This is a genomic window from Flavobacterium sp. GW821-FHT12A05, assembly GCF_058807735.1.
The window spans coordinates 1-16,782 of the sequence record NZ_JBXAQY010000012.1 but is presented as its reverse complement, the minus strand read 5'-3'; the positions used below and the strand labels follow the sequence as shown (position 1 = coordinate 16,782).

The 16,782-nt window shown below is 33.7% G+C and carries 18 protein-coding genes; 13 read left to right on the top strand and 5 right to left on the bottom strand.

Annotated features, from left to right (window positions below; genetic code table 11):
* Positions 1-175 precede the first annotated feature (175 nt).
* The 5 genes from AC1RRQ_RS22590 (at position 176) to ftsY (ending at position 3,393) form a co-directional block, all read left to right on the top strand.
* On the top strand, positions 176-1,429 hold the full coding sequence (locus AC1RRQ_RS22590; protein WP_493025267.1) for a competence/damage-inducible protein A: 1,254 nt from the start codon (positions 176-178) through the stop codon (positions 1,427-1,429).
* A gap of 71 nt (positions 1,430-1,500) precedes the next feature.
* On the top strand, positions 1,501-1,737 hold the full coding sequence (rpmB, locus tag AC1RRQ_RS22585; RefSeq protein ID WP_008468080.1) for a 50S ribosomal protein L28: 237 nt from the start codon (positions 1,501-1,503) through the stop codon (positions 1,735-1,737).
* Positions 1,738-1,764: 27 nt separating this feature from the next.
* Positions 1,765-1,947, top strand: coding sequence for a 50S ribosomal protein L33 (gene rpmG / locus AC1RRQ_RS22580; protein ID WP_008253902.1), 183 nt, complete (start codon positions 1,765-1,767; stop codon positions 1,945-1,947).
* A gap of 73 nt (positions 1,948-2,020) precedes the next feature.
* A complete protein-coding gene (locus tag AC1RRQ_RS22575) occupies positions 2,021-2,173 on the top strand; it encodes a DUF4295 domain-containing protein (protein WP_071634818.1) in 153 nt (50 codons plus the stop codon).
* A 266-nt stretch (positions 2,174-2,439) separates the two neighbouring features.
* A complete protein-coding gene (gene ftsY, locus AC1RRQ_RS22570) occupies positions 2,440-3,393 on the top strand; it encodes a signal recognition particle-docking protein FtsY (protein ID WP_253788696.1) in 954 nt (317 codons plus the stop codon).
* 262 nt (positions 3,394-3,655) lie between these two features.
* Here the strand turns inward: ftsY and AC1RRQ_RS22565 are convergent, their stop codons facing one another.
* A complete protein-coding gene (locus tag AC1RRQ_RS22565) occupies positions 3,656-4,168 on the bottom strand; it encodes a hypothetical protein (protein WP_493025265.1) in 513 nt (170 codons plus the stop codon).
* Positions 4,169-4,535: 367 nt separating this feature from the next.
* Here AC1RRQ_RS22565 and AC1RRQ_RS22560 point away from each other — a divergent pair, with 367 nt between their 5' ends.
* Positions 4,536-4,976: a hypothetical protein gene (locus AC1RRQ_RS22560; protein WP_493025264.1), complete on the top strand. Its 441-nt coding sequence runs from the start codon at positions 4,536-4,538 to the stop codon at positions 4,974-4,976.
* A complete protein-coding gene (locus AC1RRQ_RS22555) occupies positions 4,957-5,253 on the top strand; it encodes a DciA family protein (RefSeq protein ID WP_493025263.1) in 297 nt (98 codons plus the stop codon). The genes AC1RRQ_RS22560 and AC1RRQ_RS22555 overlap by 20 nt, the downstream gene beginning before the upstream one ends.
* Positions 5,254-5,424: 171 nt before the next feature.
* On the opposite strand, the gene AC1RRQ_RS22550 is transcribed toward AC1RRQ_RS22555, so the two are convergent.
* The 3 genes from AC1RRQ_RS22550 to bshC all read right to left on the bottom strand — a co-directional run bounded on the left by AC1RRQ_RS22550 (position 5,425) and on the right by bshC (position 9,086).
* Positions 5,425-5,844 carry a nucleoside-diphosphate kinase gene (locus AC1RRQ_RS22550; RefSeq protein ID WP_031456090.1) on the bottom strand — a complete coding sequence of 140 codons (420 nt, stop codon included), beginning with the start codon at positions 5,842-5,844 and terminating at the stop codon, positions 5,425-5,427.
* Positions 5,845-6,058: 214 nt separating this feature from the next.
* Positions 6,059-7,330: an acyltransferase family protein gene (locus AC1RRQ_RS22545; protein ID WP_493025261.1), complete on the bottom strand. Its 1,272-nt coding sequence runs from the start codon at positions 7,328-7,330 to the stop codon at positions 6,059-6,061.
* Between the two features lie 166 nt (positions 7,331-7,496).
* A complete protein-coding gene (gene bshC / locus AC1RRQ_RS22540; protein WP_493025260.1) occupies positions 7,497-9,086 on the bottom strand; it encodes a bacillithiol biosynthesis cysteine-adding enzyme BshC in 1,590 nt (529 codons plus the stop codon).
* A 270-nt stretch (positions 9,087-9,356) separates the two neighbouring features.
* On the opposite strand from bshC, the gene AC1RRQ_RS22535 reads away from it, so the two are divergent.
* From AC1RRQ_RS22535 to AC1RRQ_RS22515, 5 genes are all read left to right on the top strand, one after another.
* Positions 9,357-10,634: an MFS transporter gene (locus tag AC1RRQ_RS22535; RefSeq protein WP_493025258.1), complete on the top strand. Its 1,278-nt coding sequence runs from the start codon at positions 9,357-9,359 to the stop codon at positions 10,632-10,634.
* Between the two features lie 99 nt (positions 10,635-10,733).
* Positions 10,734-10,988: an autorepressor SdpR family transcription factor gene (locus AC1RRQ_RS22530; RefSeq protein ID WP_026984867.1), complete on the top strand. Its 255-nt coding sequence runs from the start codon at positions 10,734-10,736 to the stop codon at positions 10,986-10,988.
* Between the two features lie 2 nt (positions 10,989-10,990).
* Entirely contained in the window at positions 10,991-11,653 is a 663-nt protein-coding gene (locus AC1RRQ_RS22525; RefSeq protein WP_493025257.1) for an SdpI family protein, read from the top strand.
* A gap of 26 nt (positions 11,654-11,679) precedes the next feature.
* Complete coding sequence (locus tag AC1RRQ_RS22520; protein ID WP_493025255.1) at positions 11,680-13,044, top strand: alpha/beta hydrolase family protein; 1,365 nt, start codon at positions 11,680-11,682, stop codon at positions 13,042-13,044.
* Positions 13,045-13,205: 161 nt separating this feature from the next.
* Positions 13,206-15,410 (top strand): B12-binding domain-containing radical SAM protein, encoded by a 2,205-nt coding sequence (locus AC1RRQ_RS22515; protein ID WP_493025253.1) that lies wholly within the window; start codon positions 13,206-13,208, stop codon positions 15,408-15,410.
* A 1-nt stretch (position 15,411) separates the two neighbouring features.
* Here the strand turns inward: AC1RRQ_RS22515 and AC1RRQ_RS22510 are convergent, their stop codons facing one another.
* The gene (locus AC1RRQ_RS22510) at positions 15,412-16,176 is read right to left on the bottom strand and encodes an MBL fold metallo-hydrolase (RefSeq protein ID WP_493025252.1); all 765 of its coding nucleotides are present in this window, start codon (positions 16,174-16,176) and stop codon (positions 15,412-15,414) included.
* 94 nt (positions 16,177-16,270) lie between these two features.
* On the opposite strand from AC1RRQ_RS22510, the gene AC1RRQ_RS22505 reads away from it, so the two are divergent.
* The gene (locus AC1RRQ_RS22505) at positions 16,271-16,585 is read left to right on the top strand and encodes a GIY-YIG nuclease family protein (RefSeq protein WP_493025251.1); all 315 of its coding nucleotides are present in this window, start codon (positions 16,271-16,273) and stop codon (positions 16,583-16,585) included.
* The last annotated feature ends 197 nt before the right edge of the window (positions 16,586-16,782 follow it).

Here is a 16,782-nt window from a genome sequence, read left to right as displayed (position 1 = left end):
AATCAGGACAAGAAATAGGTCGGGCTATCCACTATATCTTTTGCTCCAGAAAAATTTGTAAAACGAGACCAGACTTTTATCGCAAAAGGATGCCGTTTCTATCCCTCACGCAAATTCGGGCAAAAGAACCACTTCTACTAATAACTTACATAAAGTAAGTAAAAATAAAATTGACATGAAAGCAGTTATTGTTACGATTGGAGATGAAATTTTAATTGGTCAAATTGTAGATACAAACTCTATTTTTATAGCTAAAGAGCTCGACCGAATTGGTGTTGAAACTTATGAAATGATTTCGATAAGTGATAGTAAGCAGCATATTTTAAGCGCTTTTGCGCAATTGCAAAACAAAGTTGATGTCGTAATTATAACCGGAGGTCTCGGCCCAACGAAGGACGATGTTACTAAAAAAACTTTCTGTGAATATTTTGATGACGAGTTAGTTGTCGATCCGGAAGTTTTGGCACATGTTACGGAGTTGATCGAAGGATTTTACAAAAGACCTATTTCGCAGTTAAATAAAGATCAGGCACTCGTTCCTTCAAAATGTACCGTCCTGCCTAATAAAGTTGGAACAGCTCCGGGAATGTGGATGAAAAAAGAAGATACCGTATTTATTTCGCTGCCGGGAGTTCCGTACGAAATGAAATATTTGGTAGAAAACGAGATAATTCCAAAAATTGTAAAAGAATACAAACGTCCGTATATTGTTCATAAAACCATTTTAACCTATGGTCAGGGCGAAAGTCTAGTTGCAGAACGTATCGAAAACTGGGAAAATAATCTGCCTGATTTTATCAAGCTTGCTTATTTGCCAAATCCCGGACGAGTTCGTCTGCGTTTAACAGCCCGAGGTACTAATAAAGAAGAACTGGAAACAGCGATTGAAGAAAACGTACAATCATTAGATGCTATAATTCATGATATTATAGTAGGTTATGAAGAAAACGAAACGATTGAGTCTGTAGTTGGAAAACTGCTGGCCAAACAAAATAAAACTCTTTCAACGGCAGAAAGTTTTACCGGAGGAAAAATTGCGTCGCTTATTTCGGCTGTTCCAGGAGCGTCGAGATATTTTAAAGGAAGTGTCGTTTCGTATGCAACCGAAGCTAAGGTTAATGTTCTTGGGGTTTCGCAGGATTTAGTCGATGAATTTTCGGTAGTAAGCGCTCAGGTCGCATCGGCTATGGCTTTGAATGTGAAAGGGATACTTAAAACCGACTATGCAATTGCGACAACTGGTAACGCCGGACCATCAAAAGGTGACTCAGATGCTGAAATTGGAACTGTTTTCATCGCTTTGGCTACACCGGAGGGTGTAATCGTCGAAGAATTTAACTTTGGCCAACCACGTGAAAAAGTGATAGATAGAGCGACGATTAAGAGTTTAGAAATATTACAAAAAGAAATTTTAAAAATTGTGCAATAATTTTTTGCTACAATGGTTTATTTTTCTTTTCTTTGCACCCTGATTTTGAATAACGATAAAAGATAAGTATAATGTCAAGAGTTTGTGACCTTACAGGTAAAAGAGCGATGGTAGGAAATAACGTTTCTCACGCTATGAACAAAACTAAGAGAAAGTTTTCTGTAAACTTAGTTAAAAAGCGTTTTTATCTTCCAGAAGAAGATAGATGGATTACTCTTAGAGTAGCAGCATCTACGATAAAAACAATTAATAAAAATGGAATCACTGCGGTTTTGAAAAAAGCTCAGTCAGAAGGATTTATCAAATAATCTTTTCCTAAATAAATATATAGCAAGATGGCAAAGAAAGGTAATAGAATCCAAGTAATTTTAGAATGTACTGAGCACAAGACTTCTGGTGTTCCAGGAACTTCTAGATATATTACAACTAAGAACAAAAAAAATACTCCAGATAGATTAGAGATTAAAAAATTTAATCCAATCTTAAAAAGAGTAACTGTTCACAAAGAAATTAAGTAATAATTAGAGATTTTGATAAAATCTCAAATGGTTTTTCATTTGAAGATTTATTGAATTCCAAAACATTTGAATCATGGCAAAGAAAACCGTAGCATCGTTACAAACATCTTCTAAGAGATTATCAAAAGCCATCAAAATGGTAAAATCTCCTAAAACAGGTGCATATACATTCGTAGAATCTATTATGGCTCCCGAAGAAGTTGATAATTTCTTGAAAAAGAAATAATTACAATTACAATATATAGAAAAGCTACTTTCATTCGGAAGTAGCTTTTTTATTTTTTATATTTGTTTAAAATTTTGTAGAAACCAAGCAATTTGTGTTTTTTTTAAACATTGTTCCCGCCATACTCTTTATCTTTACCTGTCTAAAGAAGCCAGATAAAGGATATCGATCCTGTCGGGGTTAAATTAAAACAAAAGGCATTCTATAAACATCAGGATTGTTTCTAAACGCTTAAGAAACAACCTAAAACTAACAATAAATAAAAAATGAGTTTTTTTAAAAAATTATTCTCTACCGAAAAAAAAGAGACTTTAGATAAAGGTCTTGAAAAAACAAAAACTACTTTTTTCTCTAAGTTAAGCAAAGCCGTTGCAGGAAAATCTAAAGTCGATGACGATGTTTTGGATAATCTTGAAGAAGTTTTGGTGGCTTCTGATGTTGGGGTAAACACAACGTTGAAAATTATCGAAAGAATCGAAAAGCGCGTAGCCGAAGATAAATATTTAGGAACAGAAGAACTAAACCAGATTCTTCGCGATGAAATTGGCGGATTATTATCTGAAACCAATACAGGCGAGGCAACTGAATTTGATATTCCAAAAGATAAAAAACCATACGTTTTAATGGTGGTTGGTGTTAACGGAGTTGGAAAAACAACTACAATTGGTAAACTGGCTTATCAGTTTAAAAAAGCAGGTTACAAAGTGGTTTTAGGAGCTGCTGATACCTTTCGTGCTGCAGCAATCGATCAGCTTCAGGTTTGGGCAGATCGTGTAGATGTGCCAATCGTAAGACAAAATATGGGAAGCGACCCTGCTTCTGTAGCTTTTGATACTTTGCAGTCAGCTGTGGCTCAAAATGCCGATATTGTAATTATCGATACTGCCGGACGTTTGCATAACAAAATCAATTTGATGAACGAACTTTCGAAAGTAAAACGTGTGATGCAGAAGGTCGTTGCCGATGCGCCTCATGATGTACTTTTGGTTTTGGATGGTTCTACAGGTCAAAATGCTTTTGAGCAGGCAAAACAATTTACTGCTGCAACAGAGGTAACTTCGTTAGCAGTAACAAAGTTAGACGGAACAGCAAAAGGCGGTGTTGTTATTGGTATTTCTGACCAGTTTCAAATTCCTGTAAAATATATTGGTGTTGGCGAAGGAATTGAAGATTTGCAAGTCTTTAATAAATACGAATTCGTTGACAGTTTCTTTAAATAATTTATAATGAATTTTTCTTCTTTTAAAAATATATCGGCGGTTGTTTTTTATTTCGCCAGCGTTATCTGTTTTGTATTAGCAAATGTTTTGAGAGATAACAGTCTGTCTTTTTATTATGTATTATTAGTTCTAGGGATAGGTTTCTTCTTTATGGGAGTTCTTAAAAGACTGCGTACGAAACAGTAATTTATTTGCTGTATTTGAGTACACTTAGAAATTATCAAAGTTGTAATAAGGCCGTATTAACATTACGGCTTTCTAATTATAAGCGGATTTGATCTTCTTCGCTTGTTCTCCATTTTGAACCATCGGTATAAACAATATAATAGGCTCTTATTTTAACAACTTTGTCTGCATCTGTAGAGAAATCTTCCCAGTATTCTGTTTTGCTATGACCGGATTTTATTAAGGCTACTACGTTTAGGGTAAATCTTCCTTCTGCATAAAAATTTCTTCCATTAGCGGCAGGTTCTTCAAATGAGTTTACACAATACCACTCAAATTTAATTGCCTTGATACTTTTTTTTCCTAAATTTTTGTAAGTAAATCGAATATCTTTATGGTCTGAGTATTGATTTTCTGATATTCTGATTGATGAAATTTTTATGGGTGAAATCTCTATAATTTGATTATCTGTAGAATCTTTTGCTATAGAAACAGTGTCAATCGTGATTGGAATTGATTGACTTGTTTTTTGCTGTTTCGTTTGTTTTGCTTTACTGCAATTAGAAAATATTAGTATTGAACCAAGAAGTAATATTAATATATTTTTCATTTTTGGTTGTCATTTAGACATTAGGACGTTTGAAATTAGGTGTTTATGTGGTAAAAAAAGATCCTCGTATTTTGGTGCAAAGTTGTTTTAAATTAAAATATAGAATGGTCTCAATAAGTTTAATTATAATCAGGATAAGTTTTTTTTTTTTTTTTTTTGAGTATTTTTTTTTGAATGGGAATCTTTTAAAAATTAAGAGATAAATATTTCTTTTGAATTTTATAAGGTTACCTTTGTAATTCACTAAATTTCTTTTTGAAAACGGAAGTCCTAGCCCTGATGGGAGCGGCATCCTTTTATGCCGGTGTTCGGCATAAAAGATATAGCGGACAGCAGGATGAGCTCCTTATTAATATTATAAATTACTATGAAAAACACTTTTATGATTTTGGTTTTATCGCTTTTGCTTGTAAGCTGTAAACAGGAAATAAAACCGGCAGATATTGCAAAACTAAATGGTTATTGGGAAATTGAAAAAGTGGTTTTTGATAAAGGTGAGGAGAAGGCGTACGGTATGAACGAGAATTTTGATTTTTTTAAAATTAAAGGAACCAAAGGAACGCGTACAAAAGTTATGGCACAGCTGGATGGAACTTTTTTAACGACTGATACTTTTGAAAATGTTTCGGTTCGATTTACTGATAAAGGAACTTTTCTAGATTACAATACAGATTATGCAAAATGGACTGAGGAATTGATTTCAATTTCGGATGACGAGTTTGTGGTAAAAAACGATCAGAATAAAGAATATCATTATAAAAAAGCAGGACCAATAAATATTTTAAACGATGGCAAAAAGACTAAATAATCAAAGTACGATTGGGGATGTTTTGCAACAGATTATCCAGGTGAATAAGCTAGGTGCCGGAATGGATCAGATTGATGTAAAAGAAGCCTGGAGGCAGTTGATGGGGAATGGAGTAAACACGTATACCAAAAATGTTATATTGAAGGGAAGTACGTTGTATGTAGAGCTGGGTTCGGCGGTTTTAAGGGAAGAATTAAGTCACGGAAAATCGAAAATTGTTAAAATGATTAATGAAGAACTGAGACGCGAAGTAGTGACGGATGTAGTGCTTCGTTGATTTTAGATTTTAGATTTTAGATTTTAGATTTTAGATTTTAGATTTTAGATTTTAGATTTTAGATTTTAGATTTTACGGTATAAAAAAAATCCATTTCAAGTGAAATGGATTTTTTTTTTTGTTTTATGGGTATAGTTCAGCAATCTAAAATCTGAACTCTAAAATCATAAATTAAAACTGCTCTCTTCCAGCAAAGTGAAATGCACCTTCGATAGCGGCATTTTCGTCGCTGTCAGATCCGTGAACTGCATTTTCTCCAATAGAAGTTGCGTATGCTTTACGAATAGTTCCTTCAGCAGCTTCAGCTGGATTTGTAGCTCCAATTAAAGTTCTGAAATCTTCTACTGCGTTGTCTTTTTCTAAAATTGCAGCAACAATTGGTCCGCGTGACATGAATTCAACTAATTCTCCGTAGAAAGGTCTTTCTGCGTGAACTGCGTAAAATGCTTTAGCATCAGCTACAGTTAATTGAGTTAATTTTAATGAAACGATTTTGAAACCACCATTAGTGATCATTGCTAAGATATTCCCGATGTGTCCGTTTGCAACAGCATCTGGCTTAATCATTGTAAAAGTTCTATTTGTTGCCATTTTATATTTTATTAAATTTTGTGCAAAAGTAGACTTTTTTTGTGAATTGATTTTAATTAATTCGTAATTAAAACATAGTAGAATGATGTTTTGTCAAGAAAAGTTTTTTTAAACCATATATGTAGAGATGCACTGCTGTGCATCTAACACAAAATAAATATTTAATAAAAAAAAGACGCACTGCTGTGCGTCTCTACATATATGGTTAATAAATTTAAACTTTGAATATTAATTTGTTTCTATAGAATATCCATAAAATAAACGTCCAGATACACACGTAAACCAATGCTCCGGCAAGCGATGCAGTCATTGGATTGCTGAAAAATGGTGCAATACCAAAGTTGTACAAATAGCTTAAAAGATTAATTTGTTCTTCAGGATTATGCGGGTTTTTAAACTGAATCATAACTAAAGCCTGCGGAATTATCTGCGAGGTAAAGAAAACGATCATTGGGTTTACACCCCAGATTAAAAATGGTTTAAATCCTTTTTTATAATTGGCAATATCAATGGTGTAATATAAAATAGTAAGAAATACAGTTGCTAATCCTGTTGTGTATAAAACATAGCTGCTTGTCCAAAGTGATTTGTTGATAGGAAATACAATATCCCAAATTAAGCCAAAAAAGATCAATATCGTACCAATGATACCCATTCTTTGCGCTTTTTGAATCTTTATTGTATCTGCTTGTAAAACTTGTCCAATTAGTAAACCAATAATTCCGTTTACAATTGACGGAATAGTGCTTAAAATGCCTTCAGGATCCCAGGTTACGGTGCCGCGGTACATGTGTCCTTTTAGTAAAACGCTGTCCAGCCAGGAAGCTAAATTGGTCCCTTTGTCAAGATTAGCTTCACCAATTCCTGGAACGGGAATTAAAGTCATAATGGCCCAATAACTCAATAATAAAACAATTCCGGTTATGATTTGAGTTCTTTGTGATGTTTTTAAATATAAAAGAGAAACAACAAAATAGACAATTGCAATTCGCTGCAGTACTCCCGGAAGTCTTACGTCGCTATAGGCTTCGATACCGCTGTAAGCCAGAAACAGATAAATAAACAGAATTGAAAAGGCTAAAACGTTTTTGACTTTTGAACTGAAAGTTCCCATTAAAGCATAACCTACTGCAATAGTAATGACAAGTCGGCCTATAAGAAGCGGAATTCCTTCAAGCCCGAATAACTGGATTTTTCCAAAAAAATTGAAGAAAATACCCAAACAAAGCATTCGCAGAGAACGAACTAAAATTTTGTTGAATGTAGTACCGTCGTAAAATTTATACGGCATGGCAAGCGGAACAGCAACTCCCATTATGAAAATGAAAAACGGAAATACTAAATCGGTTGGGGTGCAGCCGTGCCATTCGGCGTGTAATAATGGCGGATAAACATGGCCCCAGTCTCCGGGGTTGTTTACGATAGTCATTAATAAAATTGTTAGTCCACGAAAGACATCTAGCGAAATTAAGCGTTCTTTTACCATTGGTTTTGGGTAAATTGGTTAGTTAATAATTTTAAAAATCGCTATTTGGTTTGAAATAATAATTTTGAGAAGATAGGTGGTTATTTGGTTCTCTTGAATTATTACTTTTATTTTTTTTAGCCAGGAATTCATTAAATAAAAATTCGTGAATTCATGGCGAACTTTTTTAAATTGTTATAATGTTAAAATTCATTTCTAGAGGTTTTAATTTTTGCAATAAAAGCGGTACTAACTGCTCTCCTTTTTCCAGATAAAATTCTGAAAAATTGCTTTGGCGTTCTTGTAAACTATTATTTGGGAATAGTTCGCATTGTAAATCTGTTACGCGCTGCAATTGATCGCTCAGTTTTCTTTTTTGCGCTTTTAATAAACGTTTTTCTAAATTTTCAAGACCTTTTGTCTGTTTTACTTCTTGTGCTTTTACGGCTCCGGAAAAAGATTTATCCGTTTGATTGGCTAATTCGTAAAGATATTGAAATTGGGTTTTCAATATTTCTTTTTGAGGCGTTAAATCAATTGGAAATGCAGAAATTTTATGTGTAATCGCGTTTACTAAATTTTCTTGTTTGGTAAAAAGGTCTTTCCAGCTTAATTGTAACTGATCTGCTTTTTTAGCTTGTTTTTCGGTTGCCAGGAGAACAGAGTTACGAACCAAAATCATTGGAAAAGTAATTTTTACAGCATCAAAAAAAGATTTTAATTCCAACCAATAAGCAATTTCTCCGCCTCCGCCAATATAGCATAGATTCGGAAGAATAATTTCCTGATAAAGCGGACGCATAATAACGTTTGGGCTGAATTTTTCAGGATGATTTTCTAATTCAGATAAAATTTGTTCTTTAGAAAATGAGATTTTCGTGTTGTTTACGAAGTATTTATCTTCTTCAAAAATGATTCTTTCGCGCAGATTATCTTCAATATAAAATAAATTAATCTCACGCGGATTTACCTGAACGGTATATTCTTTTAATTGTTCAATCGTTTCCTGAACGGCTTTGTATGAAGTCTGTTTTTCCAGTTCTTCTTTTGCATACGGAACAAAAGCACGTTTTAAATCGGCATCGTCAGCATCTATAATAACTAAACCATGATTAGCAAATAAACTGTTGGCTAAAAATCGGGTTGCATCGGCCAGATTATCGTGTTTTAAATAAGCGTCTTCAAAAAGCTTTTTTAAAGTATTGGCATTGGTACTTGAACCTAATTCTAAAGAATAAATCTCAAAAAACTCAGCTAAACCTTCGGTTGAAAGCCGGCCAACGGGACCGTTACTTTCTTTGTTCCATCTGAATTTTTTTCCTTTAAAATTAAAATAATTGATTTCTTCAAAATCATGATCTTCTGTCGCCATCCAATAAACCGGGACAAAATTGTTTGATGGATATTTCGATTTTAATTCCTTAGTAAGATTAATGGTCGAAATGATTTTATATAAGAAATACAAAGGCCCGCTAAATAAATTTAACTGATGGCCCGTTGTAACGGTAAACGTATTTTCGAGTGCTAAAAGCTCAATGTTTTGTTTGGTTGAATCCGAGATTTCGATGCTTTGATATTGTTTCTTTAAAGTGGCGGTCAAAGGAATTCGGTTACGGTTATCAAAGTTGGCTGCTTTTTCGGCAATCTGCTTTTCGAAGTTTTCCAATGTTGGGAAATTGTTGTACAGCGGCTTTAATTCTGATTTTTGATCTAAATAATCTTGTATCAATTTAGAGAAATATCCAGAGGTTTGATAGCTGATACAGTCGGTAGGCATAATTTTAAATTTATTTTTGACAGCTGTAAATTTAATGAAAATATACAGTTAAAAACGGTTTTAACTATTGCTTATGATTTGATTTTTATTTTTTATTTTAAACGGCCTATAATCAGGTTTTTAATTTTAAGCGATTTGATGATTTTTAAAATATAAAACACATCAAATTTGTTAAAAATGCAGTGTTGTTTTGAAACTAATGAATCTAAATGTGAAATATTAATAGCGAAACTATATTTTTGTAATCAAAAAAAGATATATCTATTTTACATGGAAAATAACCCGAAAAAAAAGAACTCCTTAAAACATGTTCTTTTTGGTTCTTTAATTGGAACTACAATTGAATTTTTTGACTTTTATATTTATGCCAATGCAGCCGTATTGGTTTTTCCTCAATTATTTTTTCCGAGTTCCGATTCGACTATGGCTACTCTGGAATCTTTAGCCACTTTTTCAATAGCCTTTTTATCGCGTCCTTTAGGTTCTGCTTTTTTTGGACATTATGGGGATAAAATTGGGCGTAAATTTACTTTAGTCGCTGCTTTATTAACGATGGGTATTTCGACTGTTACTATTGGCTTTTTACCAAGTTACGCCAGTATTGGTGTTGCGGCTCCTTTATTGTTAATGCTTTGTCGATTTGGACAAGGCGTAGGTTTAGGAGGCGAGTGGGGAGGAGCTGTTTTACTGGCTATAGAAAATGCACCGCCAAATAAACGTGCCTGGTACGGAATGTTTCCGCAATTGGGCGCTCCAATAGGCTTGTTACTTTCTGGAGGAACTTTTCTATTGTTAACCGATTCTATGAGCAATGAAGCTTTTATGGATTATGGATGGAGAATTCCGTTTATTGCCAGTTCATTATTGGTAATAGTAGGTTTTTATATCCGAACAAAAATCACCGAGACGCCTTCTTTCGAAAATTCTAAAAAAGAACAGGAAGAAGTTAAAGTTCCTTTTTTAGAATTGGTAAAATCATATAAAAACCAGTTGATTTTTGGAACGTTTGCTGCTATTACAACTTTTTTGGTTTTCTATTTAATGACTGTTTTTACGTTAAGCTGGGCAACTTCAGATTTAGGGATCGTGAAACGAGACGGATTGTTAATACAATTATTTTCGGTATTGTTTTTTGCTGCTTTTATTCCGGTTTCGGCTGTAGTGGCAGATAAAATAGGACGCCGTAAAATGCTTATTATCGCTACAGCGGCTATTGCAGTTTTCGGATTTTTCTTTTCTTATTTTTTAAGTACTGGAAACATTGTTTTGGTTACCATTTTTGCTTGTATCGGAATGTCTTTAATGGGATTCACTTATGGACCTTTAGGAACCTTTTTGTCAGAGTTGTTTCCAACAAACGTTCGTTATTCCGGAGCATCCTTAACTTTTAATATGGCAGGAATTCTTGGAGCGGCTTTTGCTCCTATGATTGCCATTTGGTTAGCCTCTACTTATAGTGTTAGTTATGTAGGCTTGTATTTAACAATTGCAGCCTTTATATCCTTAATTTCATTTTTAGTGATAAGTAAAGAGGAACATAAATTTTAAAGATCATTTTAAAAATATGAAAAAGCAGTAATGTAAAAAATTACTGCTTTTTTTTGCTAGTTTAAAAAGTATTTAGATATTTGTCTAAATATATAAATGATGAATGATATCTTTAAAGCATTAAACGACGCAACCCGAAGAGAAATTCTTGAACTTTTAAAAGAGAAAGATTTGTCTGCCGGAGAAATTGCTGATGCTTTTAATATTTCAAAACCGAGTATTTCGCATCATTTGGATATTTTGAAACGCGCCGATTTAATTACTTCTGAAAAAAATGGGCAATTCATCATTTACTCCATCAATACCACCATAATGGAAGATGTTTTACAATGGATACTAACCTTTAAAAAATAAAAATGAATTTAGAACTGAAAAAAGAGCTTCCAATAATTGGAATTGTTTTAACACCTTTTGTGTATTTAGCTATTATTTGGGACAGCCTTCCTCAGCGTGTTCCAATACATTGGAATTATAAAGGAGAAATTGATAATTGGGGCGACAAGTTTTCGCTTATTTTGATGTTGTTTCTATTGCCTGTTTTAATGTACGTTTTGATGACATTTATTCCGAAAATAGATCCTAAAAACAGAATTTCTTTAATGGGAGGAAAATTCTATCAACTTAAGTTTTTTTTGGTGCTGTTCATGTCTGTAGTTGCCTTATTAATTGTTTATACAACCAAAGAACGATCTGTAAATAATCCTAATCTAGTCTTCGCATTGTTGGGCGTTTTATTGATAATTTTTGGAAATTATTTTAAAGTAATTCAGCCTAATTATTTTATAGGAATACGTACGCCATGGACACTGGAAAATATTGAAGTATGGAAAGCTACTCATGTATTTGCAGGCAAAATTTGGGTTATTGGAGGGTTCGTTCTAGTGCTGGGAGGCTTGGTTTTAAACAATGTATTTGGTAAAGTATTTGTTTTTATCACTGTAGCTTTAGCTTTAATTCCCGTAGCTTATTCTTTTATAAAATTCAAACAAATACAAAAGAGGGATCGTAAATCAAATTAATTTAATTACACAATCATTCAAAACAAATGACAAAAATAATACTCATTTTAATAACAGTTTTAAGCTCTTTTTTAGTGATGGGACAAGAGATTTCAGGAAAATGGAATGGCGCTTTAAAAGTTCAGGGCACTCAATTAAGAATATCGTTTAATGTGACTCCAACAGAAAATGGCTATAAGGCAACAATGGATAGTCCTGACCAGAAAGTAACCGGGATTCCTTTAGAGAAAGCGGCTTTTGAGAACTCAGTTTTAAAATTAGAAATGCCAAGTGCCCAAATTTCTTATCTGGGAACATTAAATAAAGACAATATTATTGTAGGTACTTTTACGCAGGGCGGGCAATCTTTCGAGATGAATTTATCAAAAGAAGTAATTCAAAAACAGGTCTATGCAAGGCCTCAAGAACCTCAAAAACCTTTTCCGTATTACACTGAGGACGTAAAGTTTGAAAATAAAACAGATCATGTAACTTTAGCAGGAACTTTGTCTTTACCTAAAAAAGAAGGTAATTTTCCGGCTGTAGTTCTAATTACCGGAAGCGGTAAACAAAATAGAGATGAAGAAATACTAAGACATAAACCATTTCTAGTTTTGTCTGATTATTTGACTAAAAAAGGAATCGCTGTTTTACGTTTTGATGATCGTGGTGCGGGCGAATCTACTGGTGATTATACAAAAGCATCAACAATAGATCTTGCGAGAGATGTTCAGGCAGGAGTTGACTATTTAAAAACAAGAAAAGAAATTAATAAAACCAAAATAGGATTAATAGGCCACAGTGAGGGAGGAGTAATCGCTCCAATTATTGCAGCAAATTCAAAAGACATTGACTTTATCGTTTTATTAGCCGCGCCGGGTCTTCGTGGGGATAAATTGTTGTTACTTCAAAAAGAAGTGCTTGAAAGACAATTTGGTGTTCCTGAAAATGACATTCAAAAAGGTCAGGAAATTTTTAAAGGAGGTTATGAAATTATTTTGGCTTCTTCTGCAAACAATGAAGAGTTAAAAAATAATTTAAGTCACTACGCTCAGTCACAGTTTGATGATAAAACTGCAAAATCATTTGTAGATCAAATTACAAATGTATGGTGGTACAATTTTTTAAGACTTGATCCCGCAATAGCTTTGGCAAAAGTAAAATGCCCTGTTTTAGCTCTTAATGGCAGTAAAGATTTGCAAGTTCCGGCAGCTGTTAATTTAGAAACGATAAAAAATGCTTTGATCAAAGCAGCAAATAAAAATGTAACCATAAAAGAGATTCCTGGTTTAAATCATTTGTTTCAAGAATGTAAAACAGGTTCTCCTATGGAATATGATACAATTGAGCAGACATTTTCTCCTATAGCTTTAGAAGAAATATCAAGCTGGATGGTTTTGCAGACGAAATAGAAATTAGGCTTAATTTATGTATGCTGTCCAATATCGAGGTTGATGATTTCTTCATTTTTTTTGCATTCAGGGAATTTAAAAAAAAAGTTAAAGCTTTAAGCTGAATCTTTACAGTAAAAGTCTCTAAATATCTCGTATTTTTGCAAAAAAATAAAGCCGACTTGAAAACAAAACTTTTTGTAATTACGCCTCCATTTACACAACTGAATACCCCGTATCCGGCAACGGCGTATATAAAAGGTTTTCTGAATACTAAAAACATCGAATCGGTTCAGGCAGATTTGGGTATTGATGTTATTTTAGAATTGTTTTCGAAGAAAGGTCTTTTAGATTTGTTTGAAGTTTCAAGTTTTAGGTTTGAAGTTTCAGGTTCTGATGTTTCTGATAACTCAAGACGTATTTTTGCTTTGCAGGATGAATACATCAAAACGATTGATGCTGTAATTCAGTTTTTGCAAGGAAAAAATCCAACTTTGGCTTTGCAGATTTGTCAGGAAGATTTTCTGCCCGAAGCTTCTCGTTTTGCACAGCTTGAAGAACTCGATTGGGCTTTTGGTACAATGGGAACACAGGATAAAGCCAAACATTTGGCTACTTTGTATCTCGAAGATATTTCGGATTTTATTGTGGAATGTGTCGATGAGAATTTTGGTTTTAGCCGATATGCCGAACGTTTGGGCCGAAGCGCCAATTCTTTTGATGAATTGTATGAAGCCTTACAGCAAGAACCAACTTATATTGATTCGATTTTAATTTCGATTTTAAAAGAAAAAATCGAAGCTGTAGCACCCACGTTTTTCTTGATTTCGGTTCCTTTTCCGGGGAATTTATACAGCGCATTTCGATGTGCACAATGGGTAAAACAAAATCATCCCGAAATTAAAATTTCAATGGGGGGCGGTTTCCCAAATACCGAATTGCGTTCGCTTTCGGATAAACGTGTTTTCGAATTTTTCGATTTCATTACTTTAGATGATGGTGAAGTTCCAATAGAAGAATTAATTTTCAATTTAGAAAATCCAAATTCCAATTCTTATAAAAGGACATTTTTATTAGAAAACGGAGAAGTAGTCTATAAAAATAATTCTTTAAAGCACGATTACAAACAAGCTTATGTAGGAACTCCTGATTATTCAGATCTGCCTTTGGATAAATATATTTCGGTAATCGAAATCGTAAATCCAATGCACAGAATGTGGAGCGACGGACGCTGGAATAAACTCACAATGGCACACGGCTGTTATTGGGGAAAATGTACTTTCTGCGATATTTCATTAGATTATATAAAAGTTTACGAACCTGTTGCTGCAAGTTTACTTTGTGACCGAATGGAAGAATTGATGCTGCAAACAGGTCAAAATGGGTTTCATTTTGTTGATGAAGCTGCACCGCCGGCTTTAATGCGTGCTTTGGCTCTTGAAATTTTAAAAAGAAAACTAGCTGTTACGTGGTGGACTAACATTCGTTTCGAAAAAAGCTTTTCAAAAGATTTGTGTTTATTATTAAAAGCCTCAGGCTGTATTGCCGTTTCTGGTGGTTTAGAAGTTGCTTCGGACAGATTGTTGAAATTAATTGACAAAGGCGTAACAGTAGAACAAGTTGCAAAAGTAACCCGCAATTTTACCGAAGCCGGAATTATGGTTCATGCGTATTTAATGTACGGATATCCAACACAGACTATTCAGGAAACAATTGATAGTCTCGAAATGGTTCGGCAGTTGTTTGAAGCCGGAATTTTACAATCAGGGTTTTGGCATCAGTTTGCTTTGACCGCTCATAGTCCGGTTGGATTATACCCGGAACAATTTGGCGTAACCAAAAAAACAGAAACGATTGGAACTTTTGCCAATAACGATATTGAATATACGGATTCAACGGGAATCAATCACGATAAGTTCAGTTTTGGATTAAAGAAATCGCTTTTTAATTTCATGCATGGAATCTGTTTTGATTACGAATTGCAAGATTGGTTTGATTTTAAAATACCGAAAACGAAAATTCATCCCTATTTTATTTTTAATGCACTTGAAGAGCAGAATGATTTCAATACAAAACCAAATGCAAAAGTAGTTTGGCTTGGCGGAAAACCTTCGGCAGAAATTTTTACAAAATCAAAAAAAGGAAGAAGCTGGGAAATGATGACTTTAACTTTTCATGATAAAAAGCAAAGTTTTACAATCCAAACCAGTAAAGACGAAGGAGAATGGCTGACTGAAATTTTAAGTAAAATCTCCATTTCAAATGCTAAAAACTATACTTTTCAGGAAGTAAAAAATGATTTCGAAACTTCTCTAGAAGATTTTGAATTGTTTTGGTATTCAAAGCCTGTTAATACTTTAAGAGAATTTGGATTATTGGTTTTGTAAACTAATAATCGACACTCGTTCCGTCACTCGGAATAGCAACTTTAGATAATAAATGGTTTTCGGTCAAAGCTTTACGTAATTGCTCGCGAGTTGTTGGGCAGTGATTTAAAGCTTCCAGATGGTTTGCAAAAACTTTTCCGGGAGCAAGAGCCGTAAATCTTAAAATATCTTCCATTCGCATTAATAAAGGCTGTCCAAAATCTAATCTGGCTGTTCCGCACGCCACAGTTGCAATATCTGGTTTTAGTTCAATTAAAGCCTTTTGTACATCGTCTGTAAAAATGGTGTCAGAACTAATGTAAACCGATTTCTCATTTGGCAATTCAATGTAAAAACCCATTACATCTCCCATTAATTTGGCAATAAATCCGTAACCATGACGAGCTGGGATTCCAATAATTTTTCCGTTTAAAAAAGGCTTCGGATCCCAATAATTAAGGGTTTGAATGATGTTAAGGCCTCTTTGCTGTAACTTTTTTTCGTCTTTTTCGCTGCAAATTACAGGAATGCTTTTTCGTCTTAAATAAACTTCACCCGCTTTATCAATATGATCAGGGTGTAAATGTGTAATTAAACAATGCGTTACACGACTTAAAATTTCCCGGCTGTTTTTTGGCAGCGCCACAAGAGGATTTCGTTTCGGCTTGTAGCGAAAAATAGTAAAAGGTGCAATTGTTTTTCGTTTTCCTAACATGGGATCGATCAGAATAACATGCTCTTCTGTCTCAATCACCAAAGTGGCATTTCGCAAATGATGTATTTTCATATCTGGGAAAATTAGAAATTAAAAATACAAAGATTTTTGACAATCTATTTACAGATTTTTCTTTATTTTTAGCAGAATTGTTATTATTTATTATATGCACTTACAAGATGGATTTCACAGTTATTATATTTATATTATTACCAATAAAGCTAAAACAGTTCTATACACTGGAGTTACCAATAATTTAAAAGTTCGCTTAAGTCAGCACAAGGAAAATATTATAATTGATAATCAAACTTTTGCCTCAAAATATAATGTTGAATTTTTACTTTATTACGAAAAGTTCAATTGGATTCAGGAAGCGATTGCCAGAGAAAAAGAAATTAAAGGATGGAGAAGAGAGAAGAAAATAACGCTTATAAAAACGATAAATCCTGATTTAGATTTTTTGGATTATTTATTCGTGTAGCTTAGCTATGCGTCTAGTATGTCCTTCCGACGGAGGAGGAATCTCCGCGACAATATTCCGCATAGAAATAAAAGCCAAACTTTGTAGAGTTACTTGTGGAGATTCCTCCTCCGTCGGAAGTGTAAAAGTTACTTATTTCGGTAACGGATTTATCATTTCGATTGGTTTTTTTCCATCAATTCCCTGATGCGGCCTTT